General features: G+C 53.0%; 19 protein-coding genes. 10 read left to right on the forward strand and 9 right to left on the reverse strand.

The features are described from left to right. Nucleotides 1–4: 4 nt before the first annotated feature. The 3 genes from BOC67_RS10270 to BOC67_RS10280 are packed head-to-tail and all read left to right on the forward strand — an operon-like array spanning nt 5 to nt 5,525. Nucleotides 5–1,339, forward strand: a complete 1,335-nt coding sequence (locus BOC67_RS10270) for a DNA mismatch repair protein (protein ID WP_291910007.1) — start codon at nt 5–7, stop codon at nt 1,337–1,339. Between the two features lie 10 nt (nt 1,340–1,349). Further along, nucleotides 1,350–2,663: a DNA mismatch repair protein gene (locus BOC67_RS10275; RefSeq protein ID WP_291910008.1), complete on the forward strand. Its 1,314-nt coding sequence runs from the start codon at nt 1,350–1,352 to the stop codon at nt 2,661–2,663. 57 nt (nt 2,664–2,720) lie between these two features. Beyond that, on the forward strand, nt 2,721–5,525 hold the full coding sequence (locus BOC67_RS10280; RefSeq protein ID WP_291910010.1) for a pitrilysin family protein: 2,805 nt from the start codon (nt 2,721–2,723) through the stop codon (nt 5,523–5,525). 35 nt (nt 5,526–5,560) lie between these two features. Here BOC67_RS10280 and BOC67_RS10285 read toward each other — a convergent pair whose 3' ends face one another. From BOC67_RS10285 to BOC67_RS10300, 4 genes are all read right to left on the reverse strand, one after another. Continuing rightward, nucleotides 5,561–6,469, reverse strand: a complete 909-nt coding sequence (locus BOC67_RS10285; RefSeq protein ID WP_291910011.1) for a DMT family transporter — start codon at nt 6,467–6,469, stop codon at nt 5,561–5,563. A gap of 120 nt (nt 6,470–6,589) precedes the next feature. After that, entirely contained in the window at nt 6,590–7,606 is a 1,017-nt protein-coding gene (locus BOC67_RS10290) for a transposase (protein WP_291910013.1), read from the reverse strand. 364 nt (nt 7,607–7,970) lie between these two features. Next, complete coding sequence (gene nikR / locus BOC67_RS10295) at nt 7,971–8,372, reverse strand: nickel-responsive transcriptional regulator NikR (protein ID WP_291910014.1); 402 nt, start codon at nt 8,370–8,372, stop codon at nt 7,971–7,973. A gap of 11 nt (nt 8,373–8,383) precedes the next feature. Beyond that, nucleotides 8,384–8,692: a hypothetical protein gene (locus BOC67_RS10300; protein WP_291910015.1), complete on the reverse strand. Its 309-nt coding sequence runs from the start codon at nt 8,690–8,692 to the stop codon at nt 8,384–8,386. 5 nt (nt 8,693–8,697) lie between these two features. On the opposite strand from BOC67_RS10300, the gene BOC67_RS10305 reads away from it, so the two are divergent. From BOC67_RS10305 to BOC67_RS10325, 5 genes are all read left to right on the forward strand, one after another. Next, nucleotides 8,698–9,021, forward strand: a complete 324-nt coding sequence (locus BOC67_RS10305; protein ID WP_291910016.1) for an ABC transporter ATP-binding protein — start codon at nt 8,698–8,700, stop codon at nt 9,019–9,021. Nucleotides 9,022–9,201: 180 nt separating this feature from the next. Further along, complete coding sequence (locus BOC67_RS10310; protein ID WP_291910017.1) at nt 9,202–9,531, forward strand: helix-turn-helix transcriptional regulator; 330 nt, start codon at nt 9,202–9,204, stop codon at nt 9,529–9,531. Nucleotides 9,532–9,584: 53 nt separating this feature from the next. Then, the gene (locus BOC67_RS10315; RefSeq protein WP_291910019.1) at nt 9,585–10,421 is read left to right on the forward strand and encodes an arsenite methyltransferase; all 837 of its coding nucleotides are present in this window, start codon (nt 9,585–9,587) and stop codon (nt 10,419–10,421) included. Between the two features lie 27 nt (nt 10,422–10,448). Continuing rightward, nucleotides 10,449–10,862, forward strand: a complete 414-nt coding sequence (locus tag BOC67_RS10320) for an arsenate reductase ArsC (RefSeq protein WP_291910020.1) — start codon at nt 10,449–10,451, stop codon at nt 10,860–10,862. A 185-nt stretch (nt 10,863–11,047) separates the two neighbouring features. Next, a complete protein-coding gene (locus tag BOC67_RS10325) occupies nt 11,048–12,826 on the forward strand; it encodes a glycoside hydrolase family 2 protein (RefSeq protein ID WP_291910021.1) in 1,779 nt (592 codons plus the stop codon). Here the strand turns inward: BOC67_RS10325 and BOC67_RS10330 are convergent. The 5 genes from BOC67_RS10330 to BOC67_RS10350 all read right to left on the reverse strand — a co-directional run bounded on the left by BOC67_RS10330 (nt 12,811) and on the right by BOC67_RS10350 (nt 16,750). Beyond that, complete coding sequence (locus BOC67_RS10330) at nt 12,811–14,139, reverse strand: HAMP domain-containing sensor histidine kinase (RefSeq protein ID WP_291910024.1); 1,329 nt, start codon at nt 14,137–14,139, stop codon at nt 12,811–12,813. The two genes, BOC67_RS10325 and BOC67_RS10330, sit on opposite strands and share 16 nt — an antisense overlap. Nucleotides 14,140–14,141: 2 nt before the next feature. Further along, entirely contained in the window at nt 14,142–14,819 is a 678-nt protein-coding gene (locus tag BOC67_RS10335) for a response regulator transcription factor (protein WP_291910026.1), read from the reverse strand. A 4-nt stretch (nt 14,820–14,823) separates the two neighbouring features. Continuing rightward, on the reverse strand, nt 14,824–15,708 hold the full coding sequence (locus tag BOC67_RS10340; protein ID WP_291910028.1) for a hypothetical protein: 885 nt from the start codon (nt 15,706–15,708) through the stop codon (nt 14,824–14,826). Nucleotides 15,709–15,721: 13 nt separating this feature from the next. Further along, nucleotides 15,722–16,033: a hypothetical protein gene (locus BOC67_RS10345; RefSeq protein ID WP_291910030.1), complete on the reverse strand. Its 312-nt coding sequence runs from the start codon at nt 16,031–16,033 to the stop codon at nt 15,722–15,724. 63 nt (nt 16,034–16,096) lie between these two features. After that, entirely contained in the window at nt 16,097–16,750 is a 654-nt protein-coding gene (locus BOC67_RS10350) for a hypothetical protein (protein WP_291910032.1), read from the reverse strand. Nucleotides 16,751–16,891: 141 nt separating this feature from the next. Between BOC67_RS10350 and BOC67_RS10355 the strand changes: the two genes are divergently transcribed. Then, the gene (locus BOC67_RS10355) at nt 16,892–17,827 is read left to right on the forward strand and encodes an AraC family transcriptional regulator (protein ID WP_291910034.1); all 936 of its coding nucleotides are present in this window, start codon (nt 16,892–16,894) and stop codon (nt 17,825–17,827) included. An 81-nt stretch (nt 17,828–17,908) separates the two neighbouring features. After that, nucleotides 17,909–18,628, forward strand: a complete 720-nt coding sequence (locus BOC67_RS10360; protein WP_291910035.1) for an SDR family oxidoreductase — start codon at nt 17,909–17,911, stop codon at nt 18,626–18,628. Nucleotides 18,629–18,664: the final 36 nt, after the last annotated feature.

Here is an 18,664-nt window from a genome sequence, read left to right on the forward strand (position 1 = left end):
CGGTATGAGTTTAATGACCGATAAACAAACGCTGTCCGACCTCAACATCTTTGGTAAACAGGGCGCTGATGGCATCTACGCCATCTTCAACAATACCTATACCAGGGGAGGAGCGGAGCTGCTGGAAGAAATGTTCCGCAACCCGCTGTCCGACAAGGATGCGATCAACGCCCGCAGCGGCGTTATCCGCGCCTTTGCCGCAACGGAGCTGCCGTTCCCCTACCAGGTTGCCTGGTTTGACGCTGCGGAACAATACCTGGATAACACGGATGAACGCAGCCGGTTAAACGACCAGCAGGATAACCTGGGCAGGAAGCTGAACCAGCTCATCGCCGGAGACAATGCGTACAAAGGCATTGAAAGGGGAGTGGAGAGCCTCATCCGGATACTGCAAACCACCGTTTCCTTCGCAGCAGCCATCCGGGAAAGGCTACAGCAAGTCCCCCACAACAGGGAGCTGACCATGGCGGATGCCCTCCTGCAAATGGAGGAATTGCAACTCATGCTGCAGGAATCTTTAAAACATAAATTACCTTTTGCCAGGGTAGCGGAGTACGATAAAATACTCCGCTTCCGGCAACGGGAGGCCATAAAGCAATTGTTGCAGCAGCTGTACCTGGCGGACGTATATCTCTCGGTCGCGAAAATAGCGGTCGCCAACAACTTTGCATTCCCGGTAGCATTGGATAAAACACTGCAGCAGGTAACCCTGGAAGATTTTTACCACCCCGCGCTGAAAAGCCCTGTGGTCAACAGCATCAGCATCTCGCTTTCAAACAACGTGGTGTTCCTCACCGGCGCCAACATGGCCGGTAAATCCACTTTCATGAAAGCATTGGGAATAGCGATGTTCCTCGGGCAAATGGGATTTCCCGTGCCGGCGTCTAAAATGGAATTCTCCGTCAGGGATGGCATTTTTACCACCATCAACCTGCCGGATAACCTGACCATGGGCGCCAGCCACTTCTACGCGGAAGTATTGCGTATCAAGCAAATCGCCCGGGAGCTGAGCCGGGATAAATACCTCTTCGTCATCTTCGATGAACTCTTCCGGGGCACCAACGTGAAGGACGCATTTGAGGCCACCGTAGCGGTAACCAGCGCCATCGCCCGCAGGAAGAACTGCATGTTCGTCGTGTCTACCCACATCATCGAAGCCGGCGATGTACTGAAGGAAAAATGCAGCAATATCAATTTCGTATATCTGCCAACGTTAATGGAAGGTAACAGGCCCGTATATACGCACAAGCTCACTCCCGGTATCACGGCGGACCGTCATGGAATGCTGATCATTCAAAACGAAGGGATACTGGATATTCTCAACAGGAAAAAACAATAAAGGATATACCATGCGCTTTATTGCTGATAAACAAACACTGGAAGATTTGTCGTTGCTGGGAAAGTATAACCCCCATTCGATATTCAGCCTGTTTAATAAAGTAAAAACCAGGGGAGCGGAAAAACTGCTGGAAGCAATGTTCCTGCAGCCTTTGACGGATGCCGGCCAGATCAACGCGCGCAGCGCTATCCTGCAGTATTTCACGGCCCACCCGGCGGAATTCCCCTTCGCGGATGAGGCCCTGGATAATATGGAAGCCTATGTGGACGAAGGTACGGACAGCAGCAGCCTGCTCTCTTTCCTCCGCGTGGGCAGGAAGAAGCTGGCCAACGTCATCCTCCGCGATGAAGCTTTTGAACAGGAGCAACAACGGATCAGCAGCACGCTGAAGGTATTGCAGACCTGCAAAATACTGCTCGCAGCTATTGAGGAGAAAGGCTGGCAGCGGGATTCCCCCTGGGAACAGTGGGCCGGCGTAGTAAGGCCCATCGTACAGGATGCCCGGCTGCAGGGCTTATCCGGGGCAAACTTGTCCTTCTCTGCCCTGGCAAAATTACGCCACCTGCTGACCGGCGTATTCCGGGAGCAACTGAAAAAAATGCTGGCCCTCACTTATGAGCTGGACCTCTATATCGCCGTTGCAGGCGTAGCGCGGGAAAGGGGCTTCTCCTTTGCCACGGCGCTGCCCAAAGGTGGCAACGTACTGTCCGCCGAAGGCATCCGGCATCCGGGTTTATCCAACGCCGTAGGCAACGACCTGCGTTTCAGCAGCGCCCGGAACGTCCTTTTCCTCACCGGGGCCAACATGGCGGGTAAATCCACCCTCATGAAATCTACCGGCATCCTGGTGTACCTGGCGCACATGGGGTTCCCCGTGGCGGCGGAAAATATGCGCTTCTCCGTGATGGACGGCATCTATTCCTCCGTGAATGTGCCGGACGATATCAACAAAGGCTACAGCCACTTTTACGCGGAAGTGCTGCGCGTGAAAACCGTGGCGGCAGAGGTGGCGGCCGGCAAATCCCTCTTCATCATTTTCGATGAACTGTTTAAAGGCACCAACGTAAAGGACGCTTACGACGCCACGCTGGCAGTAACGTCCGCCTTTACGGCGTATCACGAATGCTGCTTCATCATCTCCACCCACATTTTTGAAGTGGGCCACGCGCTGATGGAAGCAGGGGAGCAGATCCAGTTCCGCTACCTGCCTACGGTGATGAAAGGGCATGTGCCGCACTACACCTATAAGCTGGAAACCGGCATCACTACTGACCGGCAGGGCATGATCATCATTGAAAATGAAGGCATCCTGCAACTCTTATAGCTTTTAAAATTCCACGTTGTGTTTGCACTCATTGTTACAACAATTTCAAAAACGTATATGCATCATCGTTATAAGGCAGCCGCCGCGCTGATATTATTGTCCGCCTCGCTGCAGACTGCCACCGCACAGCAGCAGGAGCTGATCCCGTTTGATACCGCCGTCAGAACCGGACAGCTGCCCAATGGCTTTACCTACTACATCCGGAGGAATACGGAGCCCCAGCAGCGGGCCCTGTTCTACCTGGTCAACAAGGTAGGCTCCATCCTTGAAGATGACGACCAGCAAGGGCTGGCGCACTTCATGGAACATATGAACTTCAACGGCACCACGCATTTCCCCAAGAATGAACTGATCGACTACCTGCAGAAAGTAGGGGTGCGATTCGGGGCTGACCTGAACGCCTATACGTCGTACGACGAAACCGTGTACCAGCTGCCCATCCCAACCAACAACCCCGCGCTGGTGACCAAAGGCATTGAAATCATGCGCGACTGGGCGCAGGGCGCTTTGCTCGAAACGGATGATATCAACAAGGAACGCGGCGTGATCCTGGAAGAAAAGCGGCTGCGCGAAGGCGTGGGCGCCAGGCTGCAGGAAAAGACGACGCCGGTGATCCTGAATAATTCCAGGTACGCCTACCGCTCGCCCATCGGTATTGACTCCATTTTGAAAACATTCCCGGTAACGGCTATACGCCGTTTTTACCACGACTGGTACAGGCCCGATCTGCAGGCCCTGATCATAGTGGGGGATATCAATCCCGACCAGGTGGAGCAACAGGTAAAGCAACAGTTTGCCAGCCTGAAAAATCCCGCGAACGCCCGCCCAAGGCCTGATTACACTATCCGGCTGACGGGGAAAAATCAATGGCTGTCCCTCACGGACCCGGAGATAACAACAACGGAACTCGAGATCATCATCAAACACCCCGGCACGGAATTGAAGACCACGGCGGATTACCTCAACGCCATGAAACGGGGGCTCTTTAACCAGCTGCTGGCTTACCGCCTGAGCGAGCTGAGTCAACAGCCGAACCCGCCCTTCCTCGGGGTGAAAGCCGGTATCGGCAACCTGACCGGCGGACTGGAGCAGTTCGGCTTTTCCGTTACCGCCAAGCCGGGCAAGCTCAAGGAAGCTTTTGACGTGGCCTGGTCGCAAATCGAACAGGTGAAGCGGTATGGCTTTACCCAGGCGGAGCTGGACCGGGTAAAAACCGCCTACCTGGCCAACCTGGATAAGGCCAGCCGGGAAGTAAGCAAAACTGCTTCCGGCAGCTACGTGGCGGAGTACCAGCAGCACTTCCTCCAGGGCGCCGCCACGCCGGGGTTTGCATGGGAATATGATTTCGTGAAGAAAGTAATGCCGGCCATCAGCCTGGCCGATATACAAGCGGTAGCCAACCAATACATTGCAGCCAATAACCGCGATATTTTCGTGGCAGGTCCGGAGCGCGAGAAGGCAAACCTGCCGGATTCCGCTACCGTACAGGGATGGCTGGCTGCCATCAGCGCCGCATCGTTGCAACAGTATAAAGAGGTAGCGGCCAATGAAGCGCTGCTGCCGAAAATTCCCGCCGGCGGCAAGATCATCTCCCGCAAAAAAATCCCTGCCGTAGGCGTGGAACAGCTCACCCTGAGCAATGGCGTGAAGGTATGGCTCAAACCTACCAGCTATAAAAATGACCAGATACAGTTTACTTCCTTTGCGCCGGGCGGTATCAACAAATACAGCGATGCGGATTATCCCACCGCTTCCAATACCATCGGCATTATTGCCGGCAGCGGCCTGGCGAACTTCTCGCCCATGCAGCTCTCCCGCATGCTGAACGGGAAGTCCGCCTCCGTGGGAGCGTATATTGGTGGCCGTAGTCAGGGCATCAGCGGCGCCTGCACTACGGACGACCTGGAAACCGCCCTGCAGCTGATTTACCTGCGTTACACCGCGCCGCGTAAGGATACGGTGTTGTTCGATAACGCCGTGGCCAGGTCCCGCGAGCAAATCCGCAATAAGTACGATAACCCGGGCAATGTATTCAGCGATACCGTCAGCAATGTGCTGAGTAACTATCATTATCGTTTGAGCCCCGTCACGCAGGAGCGGCTGGATAGCGTGAGCCTGGAAAAAGCTTACGAAATTTATAAGGACCGCTTTGCCGATGCGGCCGATGCCAACTTCGTATTCGTCGGCAACTTCCAGCCGGATAGCATTGCGCCGCTGCTGGCCACTTACCTGGGCGCGCTGCCGGCGCTGAACCGGCACGAACAGCCGGTGATTCTACACTCCTCCGTGCCAAAAGGCAAGCTGGTTAAAACAGTGGAAAAAGGGCAGGATAACAAAGCCACCGTGTTGCTGGTTTATCATGGCGACTGCAAATACAGCGAGGACGAGAGCATGCAGCTGCAAGCCCTGGCGGAAATCCTTCAATACCGGCTGCTGACCAGCCTTCGCGAAACTGCCGGGGAAGTGTACACGCCGTCCGTACAGGCGTCCATGAGCAGGGAACCGGATCAGCGTTTCTCCATCAACATCTCCTTCGGTTGCGCGCCGGAACATGTGGAACACCTGGTAGGACTGGTGCAGCAGGATATTGAGCACCTCCGGAAAGAGGGCGCCACCGCCGATGAACTACAGAAATACAAAGCCGGATTACGCCAGCAGGTGGAGTTACAGGTAAAAAGCAATGAGTTCTGGTTACAGTACATTGCCGCGAAAGTGGAAAGGAAAGAAGCGCTGAAACCGCTGCCTGACCTGGAAAAGCAGCTGGGCAAAATTACCGGCAGCTCCATCAGCAAGGCCACCAGGCAGTATTTGAGCGGGGAGAATTGCATCCGCTTTGTGGCGTTGCCGGAGAAGAAACAATAACAGGAAAGAAAGATTTTCTCATAAGCAAAGACCAATTAAGTTAGATGGCAGCCGGACTTCGCGTCCGGCTGAATCGTTTCCTTACCCTTCCCCTTCAGCTCCACCTCCGAAATCACCGTCGCCACAAATATCATCCCGCCGCCTGCCAGCAGCCGCCACGATAACTCCTCCTGCAACATATAATACGCCGCCAGCGCCCCGAATACCGGCTCCAGCAGGTAAATAATCGCCACCTTCTCCGCGCTGATATACTTTTGCGCAATATTGGACACCGTGTACATATAAGCGGTAGAAAACAGCGCGCAATAGCCCACGCCCGTCCAAAAGCCGGTGCTGACGGGCAGCCAGTTGGCAGAAGTGTCAAACAAGGCAAGGCCACCCGTGATCACCGCGCAGGTTGCAAACATGGGCACAATAGTCGGTATAATCTCTCCCACGGCCGATTTGCGCTCCACCGCAATCAGGTATAAACTAAAGCTCACCGCCCCGGCAATCGTATATAAATCGCCGGCGGAAAATTTAAGCTCGCCTTTAATACAAATTACAAACAGGCCGGCAAGCGCCAGCAGCGCGGAAAACCAGGCTTTAAAAGGCATAGCGCTGCGGTACAGCAGCATTTTGAACAGCGGCACCAGCACCACGCAAATCCCGGAAATAAAGGCCGCCTGCGAGGCGGACGTCTGCCGGATGCCCTGGGTCAGCAGCAGGGTGCCCATTACCAGCGGCACGCCCAGGAAAACGCCCGTTGCCAGGGCTGCCCGGTCCATTTTTTTAAAATACCTCCTGAAAAGCAGCGCCAGCACCAGCGTAGCGCCTATGAACCGCCAGAACAGGAACGTCGCGGTCGACTGTCCGTGGATCGCCCATTTCGTCACCGAATAGGAAATCCCCCAAAACGCAGTGCCAATGATCAGTAATACGAGAAAAAGCCCCTTTCTACTCATGGATTAACTAGCTATAGGCTGCTAATTTAAATCATCCGGGCGGATTAACAGTTTCCGGGGGGAGGGGAGGGTGGGGTACCCGGCGGGAGGATGCCTGTTGAGCCGCCGTTGCGTCGATTTCTATGACACTGCCAAATCATACTGGTAGTTTTTTTGATAGTATTTTCTCGCATTTACACAGGCAAAGATTCTGAGGATTATTTTGTTTCGGATAGCATTGAGAACACTCATTTTAGGCTTTCCCTCTGCCACTTTCCGATCATAATAATCCTTAAGATCCCCTTTAAACCGGATTGATCCTACGGCCAATAGATGAAATAATTTTTTAATGTTTTTATTCGCTTTATGGGATATTCTTTCTCTTTTTTTAAGTTTTCCTGAAGCGTTCATAAATGGAACTACACCACTGTAGCAAGCATATTTTTTAGCCTCCGTGATATTTATGAACTCATTAGTTGTTACGATCATACTAACCGAAGTAATTAAGCCAACCTGGTCTACACTTTGGATATATCCGTCTAGTTCTGCCAATCGTTCATCGCTGGAGATAAGGGACTTCATCTCCTTTTCCAGCTTAATAATTTCTTTCTGAGCGAGTTCTATAGCTACCTTGCAATGACTGGCAATAAGTGTATGGGTTGTCGATGTATTAAATGTTTTACTTTCATTCAGTGTTGTTTCATATTGATGCTGGGTGCTCTTGTATTTATCGCGAAGCATTAATAGGGTTCTTAACTGCAGTATCACCTCTCGTGGTTGGTTCCAGAGCCTTACCTGTTCTAGATTTTTAGATGCATAAATGGCAATCCGTTGTGCATCTTGCTCATCACTTTTTCCACGATCAAGTCCTTTGCTTTCTGTGATTTGGGCACCAGGAATAACCCAGATTTTGGCACTTAATTCTACCAGAATATGTAACAAATGATGATTATAGATTCCAGTATATTCCATTGCAAACAAGCTGCTGTCTATAGTATAACCGAAGCTCTTGCATGTTTGCCGTATCCAGGAATTTATAGCGGCGGGTTTGTTTTTAATTTGTTGTTTATGCAAAACACCTTGTGGTCCATAAATACACATGTCTAACCAGTCTTTACTGATATCTGTTCCAATGAAATACTTAATCTGTGCCATCATTTTGTTTTAATATAGCCAACCATTACCGATTACAATCAAAGCCTTGCTAATGGGGTATTACCCCGAATTTCTATTTGAAGCCTAATCGGTAAAACAACGACACAGGATTAAAACGACGCTTAGGCCTTTAACCTTGCACTCTGTTAATGCGCCTATGCCGTTGGTTGACCTTAATATTCCTTAAAGAACAAAATAGTATTAGTATTTATCCTTTTCCTCAAATATTTAATTATGGACAAATTTAAAGGCACTCTTCAACTGTCGGAATCCTTCCGGGCAGATACGAGAAAGGCGCCCCACTCGCGTGCAGGCGCCCTCTCTTCTTCATCCTCTTATTGCCATTTTCTAACCAAACAATAGTTCCTTAACTGATCTTCGTCATCGATAATTCCCCGTGTATAATCCCCTTCACCGCTGTCAAAGCGTTGGCCAGCTGCTTCAACAGGGATGCTTTTCCTTTTACGGCAATGATCTCCATGCAGTTGTCGTGGTCCAGGTGAATGTGCTGGGAGCAAAGGATTAACTCATGGTAATCATGCTGGATGTCCGTGATCTTGTCCAGCAGATCCCGCTTGTGATGATCAAACAGCAGGGTGATAGAGCCGCCCACCACCTCGTCCGTCTGCCACTGCTTTTCCACCTCCATCCGCCGGATCAGGTGGCGGATAGCCTGCGACCGGTTGGGGAACTGGTTATCCGCCATGTAATTATCCAATAACTCCAGGACATTTTTTTCAATCGAAACCCCGAAACGTACCACTTTCATATAACTTCAACTTAGAATGCATTTACCAGGTACAATACCCCAACGGCAAACAGGCTGGAACGCTGCTGCTCATTCGCGTCCGCTACCAGGCGCCTGTATTTGACCTGGTTGTTATAGTAATAACCAAACAACTTCATGTTTTGGCTGGCAACCGGCTTGTACTCAAAACCGGCCAGCACGCCTATGTTCTGGCGGAAGTTTTTGCCCGCCGCGTTGCTGCCCTTCGTCTGGCTGCTGGTTTCAAAGATGCCTTTGGTAGTAATAAACCATCCCGGCACAAACTCATAATCCAGCCTTAACACCGCTCCCTTATACTGCACATCTCATGCAGGACCCCGACATCATTATCCTCGATGAGCCTACCAACCACCTGGACGTCTACTACCAACACTTTTTAATGCATAAGCTCAAATCCTTTGTGGCGGCGGGCCGCACGGTGATTGCCGTAATGCATAACCCCACGCTGGCCTGCCAGTTTGCGGATGATTGCTATTTTATGGTGGACAGGAGGGTAGTGCCCGCAGGCAGTGGGGGGCCGGCGGAACTGGATATGCTGAAAGCCGTGTATAGCACGGACTTCCTGGAGGTGCCGCATCCGGATTTCAAAATCGTATTGCCGGTAGGGTGCGCGGCCGGCAAGCGGCGCTAAGGTAACCGAAGGGCGTACGCTTACCGGCAACACCGGACCCCTGGCATATGGCAAACGCATTTGCCAGGGTGCGGACGGTAGTATTTTCCGGCAGCAGCCTTAAATCTTTCTCTCCCCCCAAAAAAATTTCGGTGTATTTAATTCATTAATCGTAATATTGCAATAATACAATGATTAAAGATGGGCGCTACCAAGACAGACTTATTTACAAAACAGCAGAATGAGATTGCCGCTATGGCCAAGGCTATCGCGCATCCGGCGCGCATCGCCATCCTGCAATACCTGGTGAAGAAGAACGCCTGCGTATGTGGCGACCTCGTGGATGAACTCGGGCTGGCGCAGGCCACCACCTCTCAGCACCTGAAGGAGCTGAAAACGGCGGGCATCATACAAGGCTCCATCGAAGGCGCCAGCGTTTGCTACTGCATTAATCCGAAAGTCTGGAAGCAGTACCGGGACGTGTTTAAGGCCTTCTTCAAGGAAGTAGACCCGAAAAAGAGCTGCTGCTAAATTTTTTATCATCAATCATTGTAATATTGCAATAATACATTAAATCCACTGCCATGCCTACGGACGAACAAATGAAAGACCTCGTCAGACAGAAATACAGCGAAATAGCCCTGCAGGATAAATCCACCAATGCGGCATCCTGCTGCGGTTCCGGCTGTTGCTCCACGGAGGTGTACAATATCATGAGCGACGATTACTCCGCCCTGGAAGGCTACAACCCGGATGCGGACCTCGCCCTCGGCTGCGGCCTGCCCACGCAGTTTGCGAAAATCAAAAAAGGCGATACCGTGATAGACCTCGGTTCCGGCGCGGGGAACGACTGCTTTATTGCCCGCCATGAAACCGGCGAAACCGGTAAGGTGATCGGCATTGACTTCACCCCGGCCATGATCGAAAAAGCCCGCGCCAACGCGGAAAAGCTGCAGTACAACAACGTGGAGTTCCGCCAGGGCGATATTGAGAAAATGCCCGTTACCGCCAACGTAGCGGACGTAGTAGTGAGCAACTGCGTGCTGAACCTGGTGCCAAACAAAAACGCCGTGATGCAGGAAATCTTCCGCGTACTCAAGCCCGGCGGCCACTTCAGTATTTCCGACGTGGTGCTAATCGGCCAGCTGCCGGCTGGCTTGCAACAAGCCGCTGAAATGTACGCCGGCTGCGTATCCGGCGCCATCCAGCGGGAGGAATACCTGGGCCTGATCGCACAAAACGGTTTTCAAAACATCAGCATCCAAAAGGAAAAACCGATTATCATTCCGGATGATATCCTGGCCAACTACCTGGACGAAACCGCGCTGGCAGCCTTCCGTACAGAGGATACCGGTATTTACAGCATCACCGTATATGCGGAAAAGCCCGCCGCCGCCTGCTGCCCGCCGGGTTGCTGCTAACCGGCTCCTCCATCAAAATCAATCTGTATGAAAAAAATTCTCGTACTCTGCACCGGCAATAGTTGTCGCAGTCAAATTGCTGAAGGCTACCTGCGCCACTTTGCCGGCGATAAAGCGGAAATTTACAGCGCCGGCGTGGAAACGCACGGCGTCAATCCACGGGCCATCGCCACCATGGCGGAAGACGGGATCGACATCTCCGGCCATACCTCCAACAACCTGTCGGAGTACAGCCATATCCCTTTCGATTTCGTAATCACCGTGTGCGACCACGCTAAGGAACGCTGCCCGGTGTTTCCCTCCACGGCGCAGCAGTTTCATGAAAACTTCCCGGACCCGGCCAAAGCCACCGGTTCGGAGGAGGAGGTCCGCCAACAGTTCCGTGCGGTGAGGCAGCTCATCAAAAATTATATGCAGGAATTTGTAAAAAATAACCTCTGATCGCAATGATGCCCGGTTATAATAAAGGATGAGGTGACCAGCGTTGGGATTACTATCGGGCATCGTTGTGTCACTCACTTCAACGGCTGGAATTCTGTTCCCACGGCGGAGGAACGAAACATCCGGTACCCTGATCCGCAACATTTTAACCCCTTGCAAACGCCCGTAAATATTATTTTTACGGCATGACAGCACGGAGCATTTTCATCTTATTTGTACTACTACGCCTTACGGGGCAGGCAGCGGCGCAAACGGCGATGGTCAACCCCGTTGCCCGCAGCAAGCAGTCCCTCAACGGAACCTGGCAGGTAATCATTGATCCTAACAACACGGGGGAGTGGCTCAAGGTCTGGCAGGAACGCAAGCCGGAAAAAAAGACGGATTTTTTTGAATACGGCTTCGACAACGGGCCTATGTTACGCGTTCCGGGCGATTTCAACTCCCAGCTCCCGGAGCTTACCTATTTTGAAGGTACCGTCTGGTACAAACGAACGTTTAACCATACGCCCACGGATAAACGATTATTCCTCTATTTCGAAGGGGTGAACTACCTGGCGGATGTGTACCTGAACGGCGTAAAACTCGGCAGCCACGAAGGCGGCTTTACGCCTTTTCAGTTTGATATTACCAGCCAGGTAAAGGCCGGGGAGAACGCCCTGGTGGTCAAAACCAACAACCAGCGCCAGCTCAGTGGTCTGCCTTCCTTTGGGTTCGACTGGCTGAACTTCGGCGGCATCACCCGCAACGTCTGGCTTATCGAAACGCCCGCTACTTACGTGGACGACTATACGGTACAGCTCAAAAAAGGCAGCCTGAAAATCATCGCCGCCACCGTGCAGCTGAAAGGCCCGCAGGCCGCCGGCAGCGAGGTGCGCCTTAACATCCCCGAACTCCGCATCAGGAAAAAAATAACTGCGGATGCTAACGGTTACGCATATATGGAATTTCCGGCGCAGGTGCAGCCATGGTCCCCGGCCGCCCCTAAGTTATACCAGGTGGTACTGGAAACCTCCGCGGAAGCTGTTACAGATACCATCGGCTTCCGCTGCATTGAAACGAAAGCAGGACAGGTATGGCTGAACACTCACCCCATCTTCCTGAAAGGGGTGAACATCCATGAGGAAAACCCCTACACCGGCGCAAGAGCCGCTACCGCGGCGGACGACAGCGTGCTGCTCCGCGCAGCAAAGGACCTGGGTTGCAACCTGGTACGGCTCGCACACTACCCCCACAATGAACAAACCATCAGGCTGGCGGAAAGAATGGGCCTCCTGGTTTGGGACGAACTGCCCATCTACCAGCATATTAATTTTTCGGACGCTGCCGTGCCCGTGAAGATGGAAACCATGCTGAAGGAAATGATCCGGCGGGATAAAAACCGCTGTGGCGTGGTCATTTGGAGCCTCTCCAACGAAACATACCCTTCCACCCCCGGCAGGAACAAGGCGCTCATTGAACTCACCGCGGCCTGCTGCGCACTGGATTCCACCCGCCTGGTCACCCACGTGACCAACACCCAGCAATACGCCGGCAATGTGGTAACGGTAACGGATACACTCTATCATTTTGCGGACCTCATTTGCGTGAATGAATACATCGGCTGGTACGTGCCCTGGCAGGGCAACCCCGCTGATACAAAATGGCGGCTTGCCTTCGGTGATAAACCCGTGATGATCTCTGAATTTGGCGGGGAAGCTTTATACGGCCAACGGAAGGAACCGGAGGATATGGCCGCCTCCTGGTCGGAAGCCTACCAGGCGGAGATTTACAGGAAGCAGTTGGCGATGTTTGAAAATATCCCGCACCTGGCCGGCGTATGCCCCTGGATATTGTTTGATTACAAATCCCCCGGCCGCATGCACCCCGTGTACCAAAAAGGTTATAACCGCAAAGGCCTGCTGAGCGAGAAAGGAGAGCGGAAGCAAGCCTGGCAGGTGATGAAAAATTATTACGGCAAGCGCTGAGCTTCCCCGGGGAAAGTCAGCGTAAACACCGTGCCCTCGCCCGGTGTAGAGGCCACGCTGATCTCAATATCATGGTACTTCGCAATAGTATGCGCAATGGATAAGCCCAGCCCGTAGCCTTCATTTTCCTTCTTCTCCACTTTTTTGAAACGCTGGAAGATGCTGCCCAGCGCCTCCTTCGGGATGCCGATGCCGGTGTCCCGGATGTGCAGCTGGTAAGGCTTTCCGGGCAGGTTGGTTTCGCTGACGATGATGGCGCCGCCGGGTTTGTTGTACCGGATGGCATTGTTCAGCAGGTTATAGACGAGCTGGAAAATCAGGTCATGGTTCAGGGAAGTGAGGACCGCCTTACCCGGCAGCTGCATGCGGAAGCTCAGCTGCTGTTCCACCAACCGGTGTTCCAGCTCTTCCCGGACCTCCGTCACCAGCCCGCTGACGGCAAAGCTATCCGAAAGGGGAAACTGGTTGTTCTCGATCCGGGAAATCAGCAGGAGCGAATGCACGATCTTTTTGAGGCGCTGCAAGGTCTTCATCATATCCATGATCCTTTTTTCCGTTGCCTCCGGCAACTCTTCGATCAGGAGATTTTCCATCTTATGTTGCAGGATGCCGATCGGCGTCATCAACTCATGGGAAGCATTGGCGGTAAATTCCCGTTCCTTCTCAAACGCTTCCCTTACCTGGCCCATGAGGGCGGTAAGCGCATCGTCCAGGTAACGGAAATCCGTAGTGGTAGTTTGCAACGGCGGAGGGATTTCCTTAAACGGAAACTTCGCCTGCTGCAAGCGTTTGTGAATGATGGCGGATAATGGCCGTAACAACAACCGGGTGTAGATAAAATCGAGTACGATCGTACTCACGATCAGCGCGATGAGCACATACAGCGCCACGCGCTGTAAGGGCTGGTTATATTGCCCGATGCTGGCCGTCGTTTTACCGATTTCCAGCATGTAACTGTGCTGATGATCCCGGAATGTATAGCTCAGCACGCGGTAGGTGAGGGTATCGCCCTCGACTACACGCTGTTGCGTGGTAATGGTGTCCGGCACGGGAATTTTGCCGGCGGGCTCCAGTGAAATATACTCTTCTTTCAGCATGGTATAGCTGCCATAGCTGGGCTCTCCCTGTAAATACGCATCTATGCCGCTTTTGCCAATCACCTGCAATACTTTTTTCTTTTGCATTTTCAGGTAGTAATCGTTGTACTGAAAAGCAATGCGGTTGACCAAAAAAGGCAATAGCCATACGAACAGCGCTACGATGGCCAGTTTGGAAAGCGTGATAAAGAGGGTGAGTTTGGTAAAGAGCTTCACGGTCAGATTTTTACTTTATAACCAACGCTGCGCACCGTTTGAAGCCAGTCCACCGGCGCGCGGGCGGAAAGCTTCTTGCGGATATTTTTTATATGCACGTCAATGTAATTGGAATCGTAATCATCATCGGCAAAGCCGCCCCAGATGTGTTCACTGAGCTGCATGCGCGTCACCGGCCGGTTCTTGTGCAGGAGCAGGTAACTCAGCAGGTCAAATTCTTTTTTGGATAGGGCAATGTCGGCTTCGTCGTTACAGCTCACCGTCCTTTTTTGCAGGTCCACCTTAAAATCGCCGATGACGATGGTGGCATCCTGCATGCCGAATTTCCGGCGCAACACTGCCTGCATCCTTGCCTGCAATTCCAGCAGGGAGAAGGGTTTGGGCAGGTAGTCGTCCGCCCCGAGGTCCAGCCCTTTGATGCGGTCTTCCAGTTGCCCGCGTGCGGACAGGATGATACAAGCCGCATCCGGGCAGCTTTTCCGCGCTTCCTTCAGCAGCATAAGGCCATCTTTGTCTGGCAGGCCGAGGTCCAGCAGGATGAAGTTGTAGGCATTGTCCTCTATTTTTTCCAGTCCTTCCCTGGCCGTGAAAGCCAGGTCGCAGCTGTATTGCGCCTTGGTCAGGAAGGCTTCAATTTCGGCGGCCATCGATCTTTCGTCTTCTACGATCAGTACTTTCATAGCATCAGAACTGGTAATAAAAGCTGACATTAAAAAATGAATTCAGGTTGCCTGCTCCCGTTTCCGCTTTCTGCCCGAGTAAGGACAGCTGGTAGGCTGCTTCCAGCATGTAATGGGCCCTGTGGTAGGCCAGCGGTACCCGGAGGTTATAGGAGAGGAGGTTGAATTGCGTGCTGCTGGTAGTGCCGGTTTCGGTGCTGCTGCTTCCCTGGCCGGGCAGGCCGGGCAGCGGAAGCATGCCCAGCAGGCTATCCCGGAGGAATTTCTCCCGGGTGTAGGTCTGGTAAAAACGCTGGGTGCCGCCGGTAACTTCCAGTTGCGGGGTGAGCGTAACCAGGTCCTTTCCCTTGAAAATGCTGCCGAGGGAAATTTGTTTTTCTGTACTCAGCGTAACAAATACGTCCTGCTGCTTGCCGAAGTGGTAGTCGGCATTGATGCCGGTGGTCATCCAGTACGCGTACTTCAGGCTGGCGCTGGCATTATCCGGGTTGGCCGCCTGCAGGAACGGGGAGTTGGCCGGGTAGAAGGTATGGCTGTAACTCAGGTCGGCCGTGAGTTTTTTGCCCATCTTCCATTCAAATCCCACGCCGGCCGCGCTGGCGGAAACGATCCTGCCGGAGTCGTTGAGGAGCCGGTAGCCGGTGCCTGTGAAGTAGAGTCCGAACGGAAACCGCAAAGCGGCGCTGGCGGCCACGTACGGCATTCTTTCCGCGGCTTTTTGCCCGTAATAGCTGGCGTCCGAAACGTAGGTGGCGCCGATGGTGAGCGTGGTTTTGCTGCGCTCCGCAGTGGTGTCGGCCGCGCTGTGTACAGTTGTAGTGTCGGTTTGCGCAAACGCCGGCCGGCTGAAGAACCAGGCCAGCATCAGCGTCATGATGTATTTGCTCATGGGTGATGCGTTTCTAAAGGGTTATTCCCACCTTGGGCCTGATGATCACAGGCTTGATGATTTTGATGGGTTTAACCGGAATAGGTGCAGGTATTGGCAAAGGCTTTACCTGTCGTCGTGATTTTGGTACTTCTTTGATGATGTCCGGCAATTTTCCGTCCTGCGGGGCCTCGGTGGGCTTAGGCGCGGGAGGTACCGTATCCGATGGGAGAGCTGTGCAGTGCATTCCCGCTACATTCCCCATGGCGCGTGCACTGGCGGCCACCGGCCGGGCAACGGCGAGGATGGCTGCAAATGCAAACTGATATATTAAAAATTGCTTCATTGGACATAAAAATACAGGTTTTTGCGGAAGTTGATACCTGCAAAAACCTGTATTTATTTAGGATTAGAGCCCTTTAAGGCCCAGTGTTCCTGTAGTGATGGTTTGTACCCGTACAGGAGCGGCCTGTATTTTCAGGGAATTATTTACGGCGCTGTGCACGTTGGCGGCGCCTTTTACGCGGGCGGCAGCGGCTTTGGAGGTAGCGGCGCCGGCGTTAACGGCGGTTTCGGTGTGGGTTTTGACTGCTGCATTGGCGGCGTTAACGGCGCTTTCAGTGTGTGCATTTACTGCTGCATTGGCGGCGTTGGCAGCATTGATCGCGCCTTCCTGGGCCTGTGCGGCGTTAGCTTGTACGTTGGCGTTAGCAGTGTTGACTACGCTGATGGCGCTTTCTGTGTGTGCATTCACTGCTCCCATGGTGGTATTGGCGGCATTGATCGCGCCTTCCTGCGCATTACTCTTCGCAGTATTTACCACGGCCGGGTCCACCGTCACAGCGCCTTCCTGGCTATGTGCGGCACTGGCCTGCGTGCCGTTTGAACCGGTTTTGATGTTAGCGGAAGTAGCGGCATTGCCGGATACCTGCTGATTGCCGGCGGTAGCGTTTACGCTGGTTTTGCTGCCGGCTTTCACCTGTGCAGGTTTTACTTCAGTAGTTTGCGCAAAGGCGGCCCCGGACATCAGCAGGGCGGCAACCAGGAATGAACTTGCTTTCATCTTTCAGAATTTATGGTTAATAATTTTTTTGTGTTAACACAAAGCTAGCAGGGGAAGATGAAGGGAAGATGAAGAATGGAATCGGGGAGGCTGCCGGATCAGGATATTTATTACTATCTTTAAGCCCTTCACAGGAAACCCATGGCAAAACAACCCGCGCTACATAAAAAACTGCCGCATTACACCCTTGGCGACTTTCGGCATCTTCACCGGGAAGCGGACGATCGCTCGTCCTTCGGATATAATAATATCTCCCCGGAAAAAAAGATAAAGGGCTTTGAAATATATAGCAGCGAAGGACTGGTATCCTCCATAGGGCCGCTGAAATCGGATTTTTTCCGCATCAGTATCACCCTAAGCGGGGGCGTGGATGTGCAGCTGGGGCTGGAACAGTTTCGCCACCAACCGGGGACCTGTAGTTTTACCTACCCGGGGCTGGTATTCAGCAAATCCAATATTCAACCCGGTACCTTCGGTTATTACGTCCTCTTTGAGGGCGACTTCCTAGGGGACTATATCCGCCCTGACTGCCTGTCGGAAGAATTTCCCTTCTTCTGCGTGGAAGGGCAACTCTTCATCCAGCTCACCCCGGAAGAAATCACCCGGGTGGCCGATTTTGCGGGGCGCATCAACGAGGAGCTGCAAACCCTGCGCCCCGGCCGGGAAAAGGCGGTGCGTATGTATTTCTACCTCCTGCTGCTGGAAATAAAACGCAGTTACATCGCCCAGGGGCTGCACCTGACTAAAACGGATACACGGGTAGGTTACCTCGTGCCGCGGTTCCAAAGGCTGGTAAGCCGGCACTTCCTGAAAAAGCGCAAGGTGGCCGAATATGCCGCCCTGTTGGGCGTTACGCCCAACCACCTGAACCGGACCATCAAAGAGGCCACCGGCCATACCGCTTCCGACGCCATCAGCACCATGCTGGTGCGGGAAGCCAAAGCCCTGCTCCGCTATACGGACGATCCCATTTCTACCATCAGCTTCCAGCTGGATTTCAGCGATCCCGCTGCCTTCACCCGCTTCTTTAAAGAACATACCGGGGAAACGCCCCAGGCTTTCCGGAAAAATGCATAATCCGGTTAAGTGATGGCAGCAATGGGATAACAACCGCCTGCTGCTTTCCTACGAAATTTGCTGGTATAAAATTTCAACGATATGCCAGGAAAATTCGAAAACAAACGCGTAGTGATTGCAGGCGGTTCCACCGGGATTGGTTTTACCACAGCAAAACTGCTACAGGAAGCAGGAGCGGAAGTGATTGTTACAGGTCGCTCCGCGGAAAAGTTACAACAAGCCAAAGCGGCACTCCCACGTATAACCGTTGCCGTTGTCGACAGCAACAACCGGCCGGAGCTGGAACAATTCTTTCAAAGCACCGGCAAGATCGACCACCTGGTGCTGGCCCTCAGCGGCGGCAAAGGCGCCGGGGCATTTGCATCCCTGCCATTGGACGACCTCCGCACCGGCTTTGAAGGTAAATTCTGGCCGCAGTTAAATACATTACAGGCGGCTATACCACACCTCCATACATCGGGCAGCATCACGCTGATCACCGCCGCCTCCGCTGCCATGCACCAGCCGGGAGTGGCAGGCCTTGCCGCTATCAACGGTTCGCTGGAATTGATGATTCCTTCCATCGCCAAAGAATTACAACCTTTACGGGTAAACGCCGTTTCGCCGGGCGTAGTAGACACGCCCTGGTGGGATAGTATGTCCGCCGCCGAAAAGGCAGCCGCATTTGAACACTTCGCCGCTCAAACGCTTACCGGCCGCATAGCACAGCCGGAGGAGATTGCCGATGCGGTGGTATTTCTCATGGGTAATGGCAATACAACGGGAACGGTTATACGTTGCGACGGGGGGCTCTCTTTATAAAGTCTGGCAGACAGGATGAACGTAAAAAAAACCTCC

The sequence above is a fragment of the Chitinophaga sp. CB10 genome (genome assembly GCA_001870995.2).
Classification (GTDB): Bacteria; Bacteroidota; Bacteroidia; order Chitinophagales; family Chitinophagaceae; genus Chitinophaga.